At 37.8% G+C, this 17,332-nt stretch carries 15 protein-coding genes; 1 reads left to right on the top strand and 14 read right to left on the bottom strand.

Annotated elements, in window-relative coordinates; all coding sequences use genetic code 11:
• Nucleotides 1–4 precede the first annotated feature (4 nt).
• The 6 genes from D1839_RS07365 to D1839_RS07340 form a co-directional block, all read right to left on the bottom strand.
• Nucleotides 5–538, bottom strand: coding sequence for a hypothetical protein (locus D1839_RS07365; RefSeq protein WP_120379258.1), 534 nt, complete (start codon nucleotides 536–538; stop codon nucleotides 5–7).
• A gap of 628 nt (nucleotides 539–1,166) precedes the next feature.
• Nucleotides 1,167–1,484, bottom strand: a complete 318-nt coding sequence (locus D1839_RS07360; protein ID WP_120379257.1) for a hydrolase — start codon at nucleotides 1,482–1,484, stop codon at nucleotides 1,167–1,169.
• A 177-nt stretch (nucleotides 1,485–1,661) separates the two neighbouring features.
• Nucleotides 1,662–3,011 carry an MATE family efflux transporter gene (locus D1839_RS07355; protein WP_120379284.1) on the bottom strand — a complete coding sequence of 450 codons (1,350 nt, stop codon included), beginning with the start codon at nucleotides 3,009–3,011 and terminating at the stop codon, nucleotides 1,662–1,664.
• Nucleotides 3,012–3,573: 562 nt separating this feature from the next.
• Nucleotides 3,574–4,041 (bottom strand): hypothetical protein, encoded by a 468-nt coding sequence (locus D1839_RS07350; RefSeq protein WP_120379256.1) that lies wholly within the window; start codon nucleotides 4,039–4,041, stop codon nucleotides 3,574–3,576.
• Complete coding sequence (locus D1839_RS07345) at nucleotides 4,042–4,236, bottom strand: helix-turn-helix transcriptional regulator (RefSeq protein ID WP_120379255.1); 195 nt, start codon at nucleotides 4,234–4,236, stop codon at nucleotides 4,042–4,044.
• A 321-nt stretch (nucleotides 4,237–4,557) separates the two neighbouring features.
• Complete coding sequence (locus D1839_RS07340) at nucleotides 4,558–4,998, bottom strand: OsmC family protein (protein ID WP_120379254.1); 441 nt, start codon at nucleotides 4,996–4,998, stop codon at nucleotides 4,558–4,560.
• A gap of 225 nt (nucleotides 4,999–5,223) precedes the next feature.
• On the opposite strand from D1839_RS07340, the gene D1839_RS07335 reads away from it, so the two are divergent.
• Nucleotides 5,224–7,275: a prolyl oligopeptidase family serine peptidase gene (locus D1839_RS07335; protein ID WP_120379253.1), complete on the top strand. Its 2,052-nt coding sequence runs from the start codon at nucleotides 5,224–5,226 to the stop codon at nucleotides 7,273–7,275.
• A 338-nt stretch (nucleotides 7,276–7,613) separates the two neighbouring features.
• On the opposite strand, the gene opp4C is transcribed toward D1839_RS07335, so the two are convergent.
• From opp4C to menH, 8 genes are all read right to left on the bottom strand, one after another.
• Nucleotides 7,614–8,543 carry an oligopeptide ABC transporter permease gene (gene opp4C / locus D1839_RS07330; RefSeq protein ID WP_286164745.1) on the bottom strand — a complete coding sequence of 310 codons (930 nt, stop codon included), beginning with the start codon at nucleotides 8,541–8,543 and terminating at the stop codon, nucleotides 7,614–7,616.
• Nucleotides 8,544–8,561: 18 nt separating this feature from the next.
• On the bottom strand, nucleotides 8,562–9,512 hold the full coding sequence (locus D1839_RS07325) for an ABC transporter permease (protein ID WP_120379252.1): 951 nt from the start codon (nucleotides 9,510–9,512) through the stop codon (nucleotides 8,562–8,564).
• Nucleotides 9,513–9,851: 339 nt separating this feature from the next.
• On the bottom strand, nucleotides 9,852–11,468 hold the full coding sequence (locus D1839_RS07320; RefSeq protein ID WP_158589617.1) for a peptide-binding protein: 1,617 nt from the start codon (nucleotides 11,466–11,468) through the stop codon (nucleotides 9,852–9,854).
• A gap of 279 nt (nucleotides 11,469–11,747) precedes the next feature.
• Nucleotides 11,748–12,764 carry an ABC transporter ATP-binding protein gene (locus D1839_RS07315; protein WP_120379250.1) on the bottom strand — a complete coding sequence of 339 codons (1,017 nt, stop codon included), beginning with the start codon at nucleotides 12,762–12,764 and terminating at the stop codon, nucleotides 11,748–11,750.
• 12 nt (nucleotides 12,765–12,776) lie between these two features.
• On the bottom strand, nucleotides 12,777–13,745 hold the full coding sequence (locus tag D1839_RS07310; protein ID WP_120379249.1) for an ABC transporter ATP-binding protein: 969 nt from the start codon (nucleotides 13,743–13,745) through the stop codon (nucleotides 12,777–12,779).
• Between the two features lie 322 nt (nucleotides 13,746–14,067).
• Nucleotides 14,068–15,516, bottom strand: coding sequence for an o-succinylbenzoate--CoA ligase (locus D1839_RS07305; RefSeq protein WP_120379248.1), 1,449 nt, complete (start codon nucleotides 15,514–15,516; stop codon nucleotides 14,068–14,070).
• 150 nt (nucleotides 15,517–15,666) lie between these two features.
• The gene (menB, locus tag D1839_RS07300) at nucleotides 15,667–16,485 is read right to left on the bottom strand and encodes a 1,4-dihydroxy-2-naphthoyl-CoA synthase (protein ID WP_120379247.1); all 819 of its coding nucleotides are present in this window, start codon (nucleotides 16,483–16,485) and stop codon (nucleotides 15,667–15,669) included.
• 46 nt (nucleotides 16,486–16,531) lie between these two features.
• Nucleotides 16,532–17,332 (bottom strand): 2-succinyl-6-hydroxy-2,4-cyclohexadiene-1-carboxylate synthase, encoded by an 801-nt coding sequence (gene menH / locus D1839_RS07295; RefSeq protein ID WP_120379246.1) that lies wholly within the window; start codon nucleotides 17,330–17,332, stop codon nucleotides 16,532–16,534.

The raw sequence follows: 17,332 nt of genomic DNA, 5'->3' as shown, positions 1-17,332 counted from the left end.
TTCATTAACGATAATCAATATTCGTTATTTTCCACTGATTTTCAAAAGTAAATTCTAGCTCAATGGTATAAGTACCATAAAAATCGGTTTGATTTGTTTGGATGACCTTTACTTGATTATCGTCCTGTTCTATCATCTCATATGATTCATCTTTTATAAACCACGCCGGTTTATTTGTCGGTCGAAGGAACAAGCCATCATTCTTTTCCTTATAGTAATACTCCACAAAAGGTTTCGCAACCGAATGTGTGGTAATAGAACTAAAGACTTCATATAATTCTTGTTTGGAATCTAATGCCTTCACACGGTAGTTCGAATGAATAGGTTGCACCAATGTATCCATAAACTTTTTCGATAAGCTAACCACATTTTTGTGGGTTAATGGTTTAATTTCTGAATCCGCTATAGCATTTGCTGAGTTAACCGTTTCCTCTTCTGCCGCAGCCGGGGTTTGTATTTTGAACACAACAAGGGATAACATCATGATAACAAATATAAGGACGATAGAGCTATACAATATGAATCGTTTATTCAACATATGGAAGCCTCCTTTTATGTGAACATGCTCTCCTTTTCCTTATTAGTCTATTCCTGTTCCAAGCAGAAAATAAACCTAAGCTCACATCAAAGAATTTTGATACAGAGGTAATGGAATATAAAGGGAAGCTTCCACCAATGTCATTTTACTTATTCCGACTGATTGCTTTGTATCATAATGGTATGATCTACAGATATCTTATGGGGTTGGTTAGGTGCTGTTCCAAACTGGTTACAATAAAGATTTTGGAGTCTTATAGCACAGGCTTAATTTTTCATCTCGAGTTACTCGTTTTGTTATCCACTTATATTTACAAATAGAAGTTGAAGTAAAGCCCTATAGGATGAATAGAAATCCTATAGAACGACCTCCAACAAAAGCGCAGGCGCGCGTTTAACAAGTAGTGAATGGAAAAAACGAACATAAACGAATCACGGTGAGACAGCGAACCGATAATGACATATTAGAGGATGGTTTCGTGAAATCACATAGTTGCATAGCTAATCGGTTATTGCGCTATCCACAACTATCTAATTTTGTGGTCTACGATGCAATATAATTATACCTACATTGAAAATGCCTTTACTCATAAAATTTCGTCTATTGCATAGTATGAACCCTGTTACGATCAAGATTTATTTTCTAAAATTCCCATGGCTGCAATATGTGCTTTGGTTTGTTCATCTCCTAAATCATGTACAAGCTGATAGGCTTTAGCCATATTACTATCGTATTCATCATTCGATGAATCGTTATGATAAGGAACTATCGGAATATGTGCCCTAAAGAAAGTACGTATTCCAGCAGAATTAGCCTCATTAAAGGCTTCCCTCAATTGAACAATATCCTCTTCGGTAGCATATATAACAAATTCGTCATTATTATGATACTTTACGCGAGATATTTCTCCAGAACCCATTTGGACATAATATTTTTGTTTTTCCACAGCTAACACCTCCTAATCATTTAGTATTTCTTTTATTAATGGAACCATGTATGATAAAGTGAAACTTCATTCAGAAGCTACTTTTTGACAGCTTATTTTGCTAATAAATTAAAAAACTCGCTGCTAAGAGCGAGTGTATTTCATGGTCAAGTAAATGCATGCTAATGTTTTAAAAACCTAAAAGCCTCTAGAGTCGAATTGATTACGCATAACTCCTTTTCGAGCTATAACTAAAAGCACAAGTGCTACAATCGTTTCTGATACTGGTAGTGCAAGCCAAACACCATTAGTTCCTAAAACCAGAGGCAAAATAAACAGCATTGCAATCAATAGTATGAAGCCTCGAAATACGGTAATCCCAACAGATGGACGGACGTAGCCAATCGACTGATAATAGGTCATATAAATAAAATTCACTCCCATAAATAAATACCCTAGGAAAAACAGCTTTATTCCTCTTACAGCAAGGTTTTTAATCTCGCTTGTTGCCACCCCAAAAATCGAAACGAGCAACTCAGCACCTAAATAACCAATCACTAAAAAGAAACTACCAAGCAGAAATCCGGTTATTTCAGCAATTTTCACTGTTTCTTTGATCGAGGTGAATTTTTTTGCCCCATAATAATAACTAATCATCGGTTGAATGGACGATCCAATGCCAATAAAAGCGAGTAACATAAACGTATGCAAATAATTAATAACCGAAAATGCGGCTAGTCCATTTGTTCCGGCATAATGCGCAATAGCAATGTTATATCCCATTACAAATATACCAATCCCTGCTTCTGATAAAAAGCTAGGAAGTCCAATAGCACTAATTTGTTTCAAATCGTCCTTTTTCCAGATTATTTTTGTAAACTTTAAACCAGATCCCTTTTTCAAAAAATGAAGTGTATAGATAAGTAATCCAACCAGTGTAGCCACTGAGGTAGCAATAGCGGCGCCGGTAACTTCCCACTCTAGAATAAAAATCATAAGATAATTAAGAACAATATTAACAATGGCAGAAACAATTAAACCAGCCATCGCTAATTGTGGGTCCCCGTCATTACGTACAAAAATACTCAAGCATACTTCCCAGGCTAAAATTAATGAAAATATAAACATGATGCGCATATAGTCTAGAGCGTATGGTAATGTTTCAGTATTTGCCCCAAAAAGTTTGGCTAATGGTTCGATAAACACTAGACCAATAATGCCAATAAAGATAGTTATTACCGTTAGTAGTACAAAAGAGGTGGTGTATAATCTCTTCGCCTTCTCCTTATCCCCTGCTCCAACGGCAATGGAATATAAGGTTCCACCTCCAACGCCGATTAATAAGGAAATGGAAATAATAATGGAGAATACAGGAACAGCTATATTTACACTTGCTAATGCAAGGGGACCTACACCATTTCCAACAAAGATACCGTCGATAACGATATTCACCGACATAAGCATCATTCCTAAAATAGTCGGCAGGAAATATTGAAAAAAGCTTTTTTTAACGGACTGTGTCCCTAATTTTTCTCCTACGATGCTCAAAACATCACCCCAATTCATTACAGATACTTTTATTCTAATTTCGTCTTCCTGAAAAGTCCATTTTAAGGGATTGCCTCCAAATATACTTACTTGAAGAACCGGATAGGTAAAAAGGAATAGTATCCCTCTATAATCATCTACACTTCCTCATAAAGTGAATGTTTAAATCAGTGGGAGTTCCATTATTCCTCTCCGGCTTGTTAGGAGCATAATGGTATGACTGAAGGATACTTACGAAATAATAGGGCATTTAGGTGCTGTTGTCTCCCGCTTTAGACTTGTACAGTAGAGATTTATCCAACTCCTCCTGAAGCGGGAGTCTTACAGCATCTTACATACGGGATAATGGGGCATATGTAATCAGAGAGGAAATCTTCAACCTCAACTGATCATAGGTTGAACAGAATGAAATACTTGATGTGCATTTCTCATTTTACCTACTTAAGTTCACCCTGCCGGATTTACCTATGCCTTTTTTTCTGAGCAGAGTCTACGTATATTCCATGCTAAATTAGTGCTTTATTTGTCTTTAGAGTTAATATAGTTATATCACAATCATATTTTATTCAAGTAAATCTTTATTTTTCTCGTATGATTTTTTTAATGAAAGCCGATCAAAAATAAGCATAAGTATAAAAGCAAAAACGGAGAGACCTAATATCTCGAAAAAAACGCTCCAACTATTGGGGATACCTCTAGTCAAAAGTAATACAATAAAAAAAATCGCTCCGAATTTAGTTGCTCTTTTTCGTATCTTTATTTTTGTTTTAAAATAGTTGTCTTTACTAACCACATCTGTAAATTCAATACCTGATAAAATATAACGTAAATAGGTGTATATTACGATAAAACCAAAAGCTGCAAATGCTAAAACCATGCTATCTAAGCTCCAATCAAACCAGCTACTTATGAATACAGTTAAAATTAACATAACCGCCACCATTACTGCTGCTTCAGCTAAAAATCCAACCACCCTCATACGCTTATATTCATCTTTTGGTAAAAAAACATGTAGAAATGAGTGTTTCATTTACGATTCCTCCCAAAATAAGTCATTTAACGTCTTTTCTAACTCCTTAGCGATGGCAATACAAAGGTTTAAACTTGGATTATACTCCCCTTTTTCAATCAGTCCGATCGTTTGTCGAGTCGCATTGACTCTTTTAGCAAGTTGAGCTTGTGTTAATCCTTTTTCAATTCGAGCTAGCTTTATTTTATTAACCATGTCACACCACCAAAAGAAAAATATATCTAACATTATGTTAAATATATATTACATATATTATATAAATAAGTCAACTGTTTACGAAAGAATAGAAAATGATGAAAGAGAGACGTTAGCTAGTAAAGCTTTTCTTTTCCCCCGCTGTTTGCTAGATATATACGAACGTAGGTTACATTTAGCGGGTATAAATAAGTAAAGGTATTACGTACGTTTATCTTAGAGGTTTTAAAACATGCGACATGTAGTAACTAGCGTATTTTTAGTACATAAAAAAACAAAGACAGAATAAACTTCCTGCCCTTGTTCTTAACAAAACTTCAATTATTCAATAATGATATTATTTAACTTCATATTGACTGGGTTTGCCAGCGTGTCGCCAACTGGGCATGTGTCTTCAATAAAAGCAACGAATTCTTCTACTTTCTCTTTGGATGCATCCGTTTTAATATGAATATTGTAACGGATTTCCGAGTAGCCTTTTCGTACATCGGCTTTGTGCATAAAACCATCTGGATCTAAATCCCCTTCTAGTTCTACCCAGAAGTCACTGAATTCGATTTGAAACTTCTTAGCAAAAACACGTGCGACTATTGCCTGGCAAGCTCCAAGAGCGCCAAGTATTAATTCAACAGGATTCATTCCCGTATCTGTACCGCCTAAATTTTTAGGCTCATCTACAGTGATCTCAAAAGTTCTCGATTTTACTTTCACTTGAACGCCATCTTGCAAGTGAGCAGTGGCTTTAAAAATAGATTTAGCCATATTAGCAACCCCCAAAATTATATTTTATTAGGACAATTTAATTATATACTAGCATGCTGGTATTTTCTATAGATATTTGTGAAATATTGAACATAAACAAATTGAACTCATTTCCATTTGTGAGCTTAAAGTTTGACAATCATGTATAGCGTTCTATATTAAACGTTAATAAATTGGCATAAAAGTTGCTTCTAAATTTCAAATATGGAAAAGGAGGAATTTTAATTGATCATCAGAAAAGATAACACAGTAGAAATCTATCACGGTGTTTCTGTTCCAGATCCTTACCGTTGGCTCGAAGATGAAACATTAAAGGAAACTAAGGAGTGGACTGCTTACCAAAACAACATGACCAGAAACTATTTTGATTCCTATAAAGACCGAAATAAGATAAAAAAGAAGTTAACAAAGCTTATGAACTATCCAAAATATTCTCCCCCGCAAAGGAAAGGCGACTATTATTATTTTTTTAAAAATGATGGTTTACAAAATCAACCTATTCTATACCGAACGATGGATATACACGAACTTACTAACCCAGAAACAGTTATTGATCTGAATCAATACGATAAGGACGGAACGACAGCAATAACGAATATAACCTTTAATTACGATGGAACCTTACTGGCCTACGCTCTATCCTTTAACGGGAGTGACTGGCAGGAGTTCAGAATAATCGATTTAACTACTCTGGAAGAGTATCCAGAACAGTTAAAATGGTGCAAATTTAGCAATATTGCCTGGAGAAAAGATGTGAACGGCTTTTTTTACAACCGGTACCCTGATCAAAAATCTGTTCACTCCAATGAAAAAGGCTATTATAACGCCGTTTATTGGCACAATATTGGAACAAATCAAGAAGAAGATATCCTAATTTACGAAGACAAAACCGAAAAAGAACTATCTTTTCTTCCCGAAGTCTCAGACGATAATAAATATTTAATTTTAAAAGTTTATAATGGGACCGAGCCAAAAAGTAAACTCTACTATCGGACTTTAGATAGTAACGGAGCATTTTTTCCACTCGTGTCGGACGGAAAAGATTATTATTCATTTATCGGAAATAAGGGAGATATTTTCTATGTATATACGAATCATCATGCACCGAAAGGTAAATTAGTAGCGATTAATCTGAACCACCCGGAAAAAGAAAACTGGGAAGTTATTATTCCAGAAAAAGAAGACGCGATTTCCCAACTAAAATGGATTAATCATCAATTTGCCGTTGTTTATTTACATCATGCCTATCACAAATTACTTTTGTATAGTGACACAGGAAAGTTTCAAAAAGAACTCCATTTACCGAAATATATTACCATTACTGACATGCAAGGAAGCAAACATGCAACAGAATTATTTATCCAGTATGCATCATTTTTACATCCTGCCCAAATTATTCGCTATGATTTCAAACAGGGTAAGATGTGTCCAATTTTTCATGCATCTGAACCGGTATTGTCAAAAAAATTTGAAACCAAACAAGTTTTCTATCCATCCAAAGATGGTACAATGATCCCTATGTTTATCACCCATAAAAAAGGAATGAAGCTTAACGGAGACCATCCCACACTCCTATATGGATACGGCGGATATAACATTAGTCTTACTCCTACCTTTTCTCCTTTTCAGCAGCTCTGGTTAGAAGCTGGAGGGGTGTATGCTGTTGCAAATTTAAGAGGTGGAGGTGAATATGGGGAAGCTTGGCATTTAGACGGCATACTTGAAAAAAAGCAACATGTGTTTGATGATTTTATCGCTGCGGCAGAGCGGCTAATGAATCAAAAATATACGAATCCTAACAAACTTGCTATCATGGGAGGCAGTAATGGAGGCCTATTAGTAGGAGCATGTATAACGCAACGGCCAGAACTGTTTGGCGCCGCTTTATGCCTCGTACCTGTCACAGATATGCTCAGATTTCACCGCTTTACAGTCGGGCGATTTTGGACAACCGAATTTGGCAATGCAGAAAAGAACGCAGCGCATTTTCAATTTATGTATAAGTATTCTCCGCTGCATAATGTAATACGAGGGACCCACTATCCTGCTACTCTTATTACAACTGCCGATACAGACGATAGAGTCGCACCATTACATGCAAAGAAATTTACTGCAACATTACAAGAAGCACAAGCAGGGGCTCATCCCATTTTATTGCGAACAGAAAAAAATGCTGGTCACGGTCTAGGAAAACCGACTGCAAAAATTATCGAAGAACAAACAGACATCTATACATTTTTATTTAAGCAGTTCGACATAATCCTTTCGTACGAATAAAGGCGTAGGCTCCCGTTTAGCAACGTAGCGAATGGAACGAATCAACGAAAGATAAAGGATTCATGCCACTAAAAACAGGGGTATGCCGATGCCTAAGCGGCAAGCCCGTTTTTAGTCGGCCTTCCCTCTTTGTAACGAACCGATGATGCCTTATCGGAGGGCGCATTTCTAAAGCCACCTCGTTGCAGGGCGATGAGGCCGGACGTGACTATCCGGTTATTTCATTATCCCCAAGCACCTCATTTTATATGTTCTTATCTTAGAACAAAGTAGATGAATTAGCTACCAAAACAACAAACAATACCAATCCAAATAGAAGACTAGTATTGTTCGTTTGATTATTTTCTGATTACTCGAGAATCTAAAGCATCCCTTAACCCATCCCCAACAAAATTAAACGAAAGTACTGTAATTAATATCATCAAACCAGGGATTAATGGGTACCACCAAGCATTCTTCATGACGGATAGCCCTTGAGCGTCTTGCAGCATATTTCCCCAGCTTGCGGTCGGCGGCTGAACGCCTAGACCTAAATAGCTTAGAGCTGATTCAGCAAGGATAACTCCTCCTATTCCTAACGTAGCGGCGACGATAATTGGACCCATTGCATTTGGCAAAATATGTGAAAATATAATTCGTATATTGCGAATGCCCATTGTTCGTGCTGCTAATACATACTCCCTTGTTCGTAAAGTTAAAAATTCCCCCCGAACAAGTCTAGCAGTTCCTGTCCACCCAAATAATGCAAAAATTAAAATAAGCGTGTACAGACTGGGATCAATAATTGTTACTAACGTAATAAGTAAAAACATACTAGGAAAAGAGATTACCACATCTACAATTCGCATCAAAAGAGCATCTAGTTTGCCACCATAATACCCGGCTACTGCTCCAACAACCGTTCCAATAAAAATAGAACCTGTAACAGAGGCAAAGCCAACTAATAAAGAAATTTGTGCGCCGTACAGCATTCGACTATACAAATCACGTCCTAACGTATCTGTTCCAAGCCAATATTCACTTCCTGGAGGTGCAAGTCGATCCGTTAAAAACTGTTCATCTGGATGATGAGTTGCTAATAATGGAGCAAGTAATGCAGCTGCAATGATCATAATCAAAATAATAACACCGATTAAAGCGAGCTTATTTTGCATAAATTTCTCCCACATTATTTTAGCTAGCGTTTCTGGCTTTGATTTAATTTGCTGATCTGGTTTAGGTTGTTTCATAGAGGGTTTTCGCTTTAACGTATTTTGCGTTTGTATCATGAATTTATCACTCCCCCCTTAATACTCAATTCTCGGATCAAAAATAGCATATAAGATATCTGCAATTAAGTTCCCAATGACAACTAATGTGGCAACAATTACTGTAATTGCCATAATGACCGGGTAATCTCGTTGAAATGCTGCGTCCATAAACAATAACCCAATACCAGGCCATGCGAAAATACTTTCGACAATTACCGAACCACCTATAAAGGATGGAAGCATCAAGCCAAAAATAGTGATGATTGGAATCAAACCGTTTCGGACACCGTGTTTAAAAACCACTTTTGTTTGCCTAAATCCTTTTGCCCTTGCTGTACGGATATAGTCTTGTTTTAGCACTTCAAGCATACTCGAACGTGTATAACGCGTTAACCCCGCCATATCGGCTGTAGCCAATACAATAGAAGGAAGCACCAAATGGTGTAAACGATCCCAAACACTAAAATCAGCACCTAAAGTCGAAACTCCACCTGTTGGAAACCAGCCTAACTGGACAGATAAAAACATGATTAAAACTAACCCTATCCAAAAATTTGGCGTAGCCAGACCTAAAAAGGATACGAATGTGATGGAGTAATCAGTTAAAGAATAGGGCTTGCTCGCAGAAATAATCCCAAAGGGGACAGAAATAATTACCGCAATCAGTGTAGATACAACCATTAGTAACAATGTATTTGGCAATCTAGCCATGATCAATTCGCTTACTGATACACCTTGGCGAAGTAAAGAAGTACCAAAATCGCCTTGAATCATTGCACCAAGCCATTTCACATACTGTACATGCACAGGCTCGTCTAAGCCATATTTTTCAATATAAGGCTGCATATCCTCCGCTCTAATTCTTGGGTCAATGAGCATGGTGGACGGGTCACCTGGAGCTAATTGCATAATCCCAAATGCTAGTACGGTTATTCCGAATAATAAAGGTATTGTCATTAATGCACGTCTAAGAATGTACGCCCCCATTCTTCCCCTCCTCTTATCATCATCTCAATCCAGTTTATTTATTCTGCAAGTTGCTTTTTATTATGTTTCTGCATGTAAACAAAATCTCTTTAACTAATAAATAGAATAAGTGTTACATACGAAACGAAGTGAATTTTCAATCAGTGGGGATCCTTCACCACCCACGGCTTGTTAGTACGTAATGGTATGACCTAAAAGACCGCTTATGAAATAAGATAGTTAGGTTCTATTATCTCTCACTTAGACTTATTGCAATACAGATTTATCCAACTCCTGTAGTAGGAGACTTACAGCCCCTTATACACGGGATAAAACGGAAAGAGGAAAACACTTCCTCCCTTATTCCGTAAATTTCCATTCATGCAGCTTATAGTACGTATTTGCGGCATTAACTACCGGACCTTCTAAATTGGGACTGTGAGCAAGATGGGAATTAGGATAATACAGGAATGATACAGGCTGATCCTCTGCCACCATTGCATCTGCCTGCTTAATAATCTCGGCTCTTTTTTCCTGGTCTAGCACTCTTGTATTTTCATCTAACAGCTTATCTACATCCGGATTTGAGTATGCGCTATAGTTCAAACCATTTTCAATTTCTTTTGAATGCCAAAAGTAGCTTGGGTCTGGGTCACTACCTATTGACATTCCAGATACTTGAGCATCAAAATTCCAATTCGGTGGTCCAGTATCTTCTACAAATGCACTCCATTCCATCACTTCCACATCTGTTTGTATCCCAATAGATTCTAGCTGCTGTTGAAGAACAACCGCTATATCTTCACGAGTATCGCTTTGACTCGTTTTAATAGTAAATGAAAAAGGGGTGCCATCTTTTTCTAGTACTCCATTATCACTCTTTTCCCAACCTGCTTCATGAAGCAAAGCTTCAGCTTTAGCTGGATCATATTCATATCTTGGGACATCGGGATTAAATGCCCAGTTAGCTGGACTTCCAGGACCATAAGCTACCTCCCCTTCTCCCTGCAGCACAGCTTCTAATATAGATTCTCTATCAATTGCATGCGAAAGGGCTTGTCGCACTTTTTTCTCTTCAAATAATGGATTTCTTAAATTCCAAATAACATATTCCCAAGAGTTACTTGGACCAGATTGTAGCGTAATGATGCCTTTTTCATCTAATTCAGTAGCTACCTCTACATTTTGCTCGTTTACTCCTGTGAAATTAATATCACCAGACTGTAGTTGCGCCATTAAAGCATTTGCATCTGGTACAATTTTATAAGTAAGCGTATCAATATTTGGTTTACCTAAATGATACTCATCAAATGCATGGAGTTTTATATATTCTCCATCCGCCCACTCTTCAAATACATATGGACCTGTACCAATAGGTTCTTTTGTATTAAATTTATTTTCTCCTAGTTCTTCAATCGGTAGATCGCCTAAAATATGCTCTGGTAAAATTCCAGCTTGCATGGAAATCGTTAAGAAAGGTGCATTTGGCTGTGTTAGCGTAAATTCAACGGTATAGTCATCTATTTTCTTAACTGCTTTTATTTTTTCATACGTATACCCGCGTGGTCCGTTGTAATTTTCATCTATGGGAATTTGATACGTAAATACAACGTCATCAGCTGTAAAATCTTCTCCATCATGCCATTTCACATCTTCTCGTAAATAAAAAGTCCACGTCTTTCCATCCTCTGAGTGCTCCCAATCCTCTGCTAAGTCACCTTCAAGATTAAACTCCCTATCCACCGTTATTAGTCCACTAAAAATAAAACCTTCTATTGTCATACTAGTCGTATCCGTAGAATAAAAAGGGTTAAATAACGTAGGCGAACCAGTTGTTCCAATTATTAAATCTCCTCCAGCTTGTTGATTGCTTTTCGCCTCTGCTTCATCTGTTTTTCCCTCCGGATCTTCTACATTACAAGCGGACAAAACAATAAGAAAGACAATGAAACTTAGTAAATATGATAGCTTCTTCATTTTTGTCATCCCTCCATAAATTTATCCTGTAAAGTGTAAATAGTAGATTGAGAATATGAATCGTCACCACCTTATCACAGAATACTATGTCCCGTTTTTTCGTTATGAATATAAAGTGAATTTTCCATTAAGTGTTTTCATTCACCTCCCACTGCTTGTTAGTATCGTAATGGTTAGACCTAATGACCTCTTACGAAATAGGATATTTAAGTGCTGTTACCTCCCATTTAGACTTGTTGCCGTACAGATTATTCAACTCCTAAAGCGGAGTCTTACACCTTAAATATCGGATAAATGACAGGCTACATAATGATTTGGCTGAATCGCCTTAACATCAGGAACTACTTCTTTACAAATCGACATTGCCATTGGGCACCTCGTATGAAAAACACAACCTGATGGCGGCGAAGATGCGTTTGGAAGTTCCCCCTGTAAAACAATCCTTTCTTTTTTACTCCCCTTTGTTGTAGGTACCGCTGATAGTAAAGCTTGCGTATAAGGGTGAGCCGGATTTCCATATAGTTGTTCTGTTGCAGCAAGCTCCATCATTTTTCCTAAATACATGACAGCTACACGATCACTTATATGTCTAACCACGCTTAAATCATGCGAAATAAAAATATATGTTAAGCCAAGGTCTGTTTGCAGCCGTTGTAAGAGATTAATAATTTGTGCCTGAATCGACACATCTAATGCTGATACAGCTTCGTCCGCTATGACTACTTCTGGCTGTAACGCTAACGCCCTTGCTATTCCGATCCGTTGCCTTTGCCCTCCTGAAAACTCATGAGGATAACGGTTCATATGAATAGCATCTAGACCGACTGTTTCTAACAGTTCCTTCACTCGATTTAAGCGATCGATCGATTTCAGGAAAATTCTGTGCGCATGCAGTGGCTCTATAATTGTTTTTTTCAATGTTTTTCTTGGGTTCAACGAGGCATAAGGGTCTTGAAAAATCATTTGGATTTCTTTACGAATGCTTTTTCGCAGTGTATCTTCTGATGCACTCGTAATGTCCTGCCCTTTGTAGAATATTTTTCCTTCTGTTGGCTTGTGTAAGCGAATTAAAGTTCTTCCTAAGGTTGATTTACCGCACCCTGACTCACCTACAATTCCAACTGTCTCCCCTTTGTTTATGATTAAGCTAATATCGTCAACAGCTTTAATATATTGTTTGGTTTTTAATAAAACACCTTGCTTCATTGGAAAATATTTTTTCAAGTTCACTACTTGTAATAAGCTTTTCAAATGATCCTGCTTTTCCATGTTTGTTTTTGTTTGTGAATAAACCATAATCCCCCACCTTTATTCCTCGTATAAGAAACAACGTACAAATTGCGTTTCTGTTTGTTGAATGAGATTCGGCTGTCCTTGAAAGCAACGTGCGAAAGCTTTCGAGCAACGAGTAGCAAAACGGCAATGATCTGGAAAATCTTCTGGGGAAGGGACGTTTCCAGGTATGGAGTAAAGCTCTTTTCTCTCCCCTTCCATTACCGGAATAGATCGTATTAAACCTTCTGTATATGGATGTAAAGCGTTACTAAATAATTCCTCTACTGAAGCTTCTTCAACTACTTGACCAGCATACATAACGACAACCTTCTCTGCCATTTCAGAGACAATCCCTAGATCATGAGTAATCAACAATATCGAGGTAGCATACTGGTCATTTAGTTCTTTCATTAGTTCAATAATTTGCGCCTGGATAGTCACATCTAATGCGGTTGTTGGCTCATCTGCAATTAACAGCGATGGGTTACATATCATTGCCATTGCAATCATCACGCGTTGCCTCATACCACCTGACAGACGATGAGGATAGTTTTTCATGATATCTTCAGGATTGGAAAACCCTACCATTTTCAGCAATGATATTGCTCTTTCATACGCTGCTTGTTTCGATTTTTTTTGATGGTGAACCACAACTTCCATTAATTGTTCGCCAATTGTTAATACTGGATTAAGAGAAGTCATTGGATCTTGGAATATCATAGAAACATCTTTGCCTCTAACGTGACACATTTCTTCTTCGGTACATTCAAGCAAGTTTTTACCATTAAAAAGAATCGTTCCCCCAACGATTTCGCCATTAGGTTCAGGAACAAGCTGCATAATGGACAGAGATGTTATGCTTTTACCACAGCCGGATTCCCCTACAATTGCTACCGTTTCTCCTTGCTTTATCGATAAACTAACCCCATCAACTGCAGGTACAGTGTTTTTTTTACTAACAAAATGTGTCTTTAAATTTTTTATTTCTAATAAATTTGGCATATTTTTCACCCCATTTCCTTATTATTCTGTATATTACTTTTATAGCAAATTTAGTGCCAACTTTAGTAACTTTCTAAATATTAATACAAACAAAATGAGTTAGTTAAATTAATAAAGTAAAGGTAAGCTAATATTAATAATCTGTAAATAATTCTTCACAACGAAGAATTAAATGTATAAAATTTTTTACACTTAGCACCATGGGTGGTTTCAAACTATCGGTTATTTCGTTATCCCCAAGCACCTCATTTTATACTTTGTTATCTGTTAAAAAAAGCTTGTAGGGTACATGAAGATACCTCTACAAGCTACATGTCTTTCTTTACAATAGTTTCTTTAATTCTCTACGTACGAGTTTATTTGACGCGTTCCGGGGCAAACGATCCACTTCATAAATTTGCTTTGGACATTTATAAGCAGCTAAATGCCGGTTTAAAAAAGCCTGAAGCTCTGCTTGATTGTAGGTTTCATGATCCGTCACAATAAATGCAACCGGAACCTCGCCCCATTTCGCATCTTCCGCTCCAGTTACGCCTGCCTCTTTAATTCCCGGAAAACGTAATAGCGTGCTTTCTATTTCGGAAGGATATACATTTTCACCACCTGAAATGATTAAATCGTTACGCCTATCGATAACATATAAATACCCTTCTTTATCCAAATAGCCTAAATCACCTGTAGCCAACCAACCTGCGATTATCGCCTTTTCTGTTGCAGCTTGATTCTTATAGTACCCATCTGTAACCATCGGCCCTTTCACATAGATTTCTCCTACACCATCCTCATCAGGTGCGTTAATCTTCACTTGGGCTGGAAATAAAGCTTTTCCGGCAGAGCCAATTTTTTTCAATGCATCGTCTGCATTTAATGTCACGATTTGCGAAGCAGTTTCTGTCATTCCAAAAGACTGGAAAACCGGGACGCCCTTTTCCTTCGCCTGTTCTAGTAATGGCTTTGGTGCAGGTCCTCCGCCTAACAACATACATCTTAGTGAATCGGGGTACGTCTTTCCCCCTAACTCATCCAATAGCTGCTGCAGCATCACGGTTACAACTGATACCATCGTTATCCCTTTTGTCATAATCGCTTGATGTACCCGCTGTTTATCAAATTTCTCGAGTAAGTATACAGGCATGCCATAAATGACACTTCGAATTAGAATCGATAATCCGCTAACGTGAAATAATGGCAATGCTGCCAACCATTTGTCTTCGCTCTGAAGACCTAAATTAAGTGCGCTTCCAATCGCACTCCACCAATGATTTCCATATGTATGGACAACTCCTTTAGGAAAACCTGTTGTTCCTGATGTATACATCATAGTAAACGGCTTACCTAAATTAATTTCTGTAGCAATATCTGTGGTTTCCGGTTGAAGGCACTCAACCGCTGTTAAGGACAGTGCTTTCGAAACGGGCAACTTCCCAGCTAGTTCAGCTAATGTTTCTGTATAGATTAAAAATGACACTTCTGCGTCTTTCAATTGATATGTCAGCTCATCCCCCGTCAATCTGCTGTTTAACAAGACAACCACTGCTTCCAAATAGCTTAGCGCATGAATAGCAATCACCATCGTTGGCTGATTTGAGGAGAGCACCGCAACATGTGTCCCCTTCATTACTCCCCAGCCAGCCAATTTTTTTGCATAGTCCTGACTTTGTTCCTTTAACTGTTGGAATGTAAGTGTGCTCCCATCTGAAAGCTGAAGTGCTATTTGATCAGGGGATATGTCCGCTTGTTTCGTTAACCAATGCGGGATAACCGTTTGCATGTTGAACACCTCTTTTCAATTTGCAGTAAAAAACCTTTGCTCCGACTTTAAGCAAAGGTTTTTTACAATGAGATACCGTCTTGTTAGAATCGTTTAAAATCAAGATCTTCCTTGTTCACCAATGTTAACTTCTATTTTGAACTATTTTATTTAAGGGAAACGAGGAAACTTTTTAAAATCGGGTTTTCTTTTTTCTTTAAACGCATCTCTTCCTTCTTTCGCCTCGTCAGTCGTGTAGTAAAGTAATGTTGCATCTCCGCCCATTTGCTGCAAACCAGCTAAACCATCTGTATCGGCATTGAAGGAAGCTTTTAAGAAACGCAATGCCGTTGGAGATTTAGCTAACATTTCCTCACACCATTGAATCGTTTCCTCTTCTAACTTCTCCAACGGAACAACGGTATTAACCAAGCCCATTTCATAAGCTTCTTCTGCATTGTATTGACGGCATAAATACCAAATTTCTCGTGCACGTTTATGACCGACCATTCTGGCAAGTAAACCAGCACCATAGCCAGCATCAAAACTACCAACTTTCGGCCCTGTTTGACCAAAAATAGCATTATCTGCGGCAATTGTTAAGTCACATACGACATGAAGGACATGACCGCCACCAATAGCATAACCTGATACCATTGCAACGACAGGCTTTGGAATGGTGCGAATTAAACGTTGTAAATCCAATACATTTAACCTTGGAATTTGGTCACTGCCTACATAACCGCCGTGTCCACGAACAGATTGATCACCACCAGAACAAAACGCCTTATCCCCTTCTCCAGCCAAAATAATGACACCAATGTCTGAATCGTCTCTAGCGTCGGCAAATGCATCAATCATTTCATTCACCGTTAATGGCGTAAATGCATTTCGCTTTTCGGGGCGATTGATAGTTACTTTAGCAATGCCGTTATATTTTTCATAATAAATCTCTTCGTAATCTCTTACTTTTTCCCATTGTACTGCCATGTTTCTTCCTCCTTTAATGTCTATGTAAAGTAAAAAGGTAATTCATTTAGTATAACCCCTTTAAACATCCAGTTACTATTTTACCAAAAATATTCGGTTTCTCCACGTGAATTGCATGTCCTGCGTCAGAAACGATGGTTTGTTCTGCATGTGGTAGGATTTGTTCCATTTTCCCCATAATTTCGCAGTACTTTTGATCTAACTTTCCCGTTAGTAGGTAAACAGGTTTATCAAACTGAGGTAATTTGTCCCAGTATGATTCCTGTGCTCCTGTCCCCATAAAACGTAAGGAATCAGCTAAGCCTGAGGCTGAATGACTCATGCGTTCTTTACGGATCCTATCTTGAACAGAAACTGGTAACTTTTGTTGCGTTATAAATAGGGGAATGTTTTCCCAATAAGAAACAAACCAGTTTATTCCCCTTTGTTCCAAGTTTGTTGCCAACTTATTGTCCGCTTGTTTTCGTTGTTTGCGCTCTATCGGATCTGCAAGACCTGGAGAAGTACTTTCTAGTATTAGGCTCTTTACCGCTTCTGGATAATTCATTGCAAAAGCGATCGCTGTTCTACCACCCATGGAATAACCTAGCAGATGAACAGATTTTAGATTTAAATACTTTAACAGCGAATCAAGATCGCTACAGCACGCTTCCATTGATTTATGGTTTGCAGTTGTTTTTCCATGACCAGGAAGATCCACGGTGATGACTTGCCAATGCTGCTTCCATATGCTTACAAAAGACTGCCATGTTTGGCTACTACCCGTAAATCCATGGAGTAAAACAAGTGGTTTTCCTTCACCATGCACTTCATACCAGTACGTAGCATCTCCAATCGAAAAAAACAC

This window comes from Roseburia sp. 1XD42-34, from assembly GCF_009917385.1.
Classification (GTDB): domain Bacteria; phylum Bacillota; class Bacilli; order Bacillales; family Amphibacillaceae; genus Virgibacillus.
The sequence above is the reverse complement of the archived record's forward strand: the minus strand, read 5'-3'. Positions and strand labels throughout refer to the sequence as shown.

What these genes read in the sequence shown, in the direction of transcription:
- D1839_RS07315 (WP_120379250.1), bottom strand. Translation starts at nt 12,764, where the DNA reads ATGGTTTATTCACAAACAAAAACAAACATGGAAAAGCAGGATCATTTG.
- D1839_RS07340 (WP_120379254.1), bottom strand. Translation starts at nt 4,998, where the DNA reads ATGGCTAAATCTATTTTTAAAGCCACTGCTCACTTGCAAGATGGCGTT.
- D1839_RS07350 (WP_120379256.1), bottom strand. Translation starts at nt 4,041, where the DNA reads ATGAAACACTCATTTCTACATGTTTTTTTACCAAAAGATGAATATAAG.
- D1839_RS07365 (WP_120379258.1), bottom strand. Translation starts at nt 538, where the DNA reads ATGTTGAATAAACGATTCATATTGTATAGCTCTATCGTCCTTATATTT.
- D1839_RS07325 (WP_120379252.1), bottom strand. Translation starts at nt 9,512, where the DNA reads ATGGGGGCGTACATTCTTAGACGTGCATTAATGACAATACCTTTATTA.
- D1839_RS07310 (WP_120379249.1), bottom strand. Translation starts at nt 13,745, where the DNA reads ATGCCAAATTTATTAGAAATAAAAAATTTAAAGACACATTTTGTTAGT.
- D1839_RS07320 (WP_158589617.1), bottom strand. Translation starts at nt 11,468, where the DNA reads ATGAAGAAGCTATCATATTTACTAAGTTTCATTGTCTTTCTTATTGTT.
- D1839_RS07305 (WP_120379248.1), bottom strand. Translation starts at nt 15,516, where the DNA reads ATGCAAACGGTTATCCCGCATTGGTTAACGAAACAAGCGGACATATCC.
- opp4C (WP_286164745.1), bottom strand. Translation starts at nt 8,543, where the DNA reads ATGATACAAACGCAAAATACGTTAAAGCGAAAACCCTCTATGAAACAA.
- menB (WP_120379247.1), bottom strand. Translation starts at nt 16,485, where the DNA reads ATGGCAGTACAATGGGAAAAAGTAAGAGATTACGAAGAGATTTATTAT.
- D1839_RS07345 (WP_120379255.1), bottom strand. Translation starts at nt 4,236, where the DNA reads ATGGTTAATAAAATAAAGCTAGCTCGAATTGAAAAAGGATTAACACAA.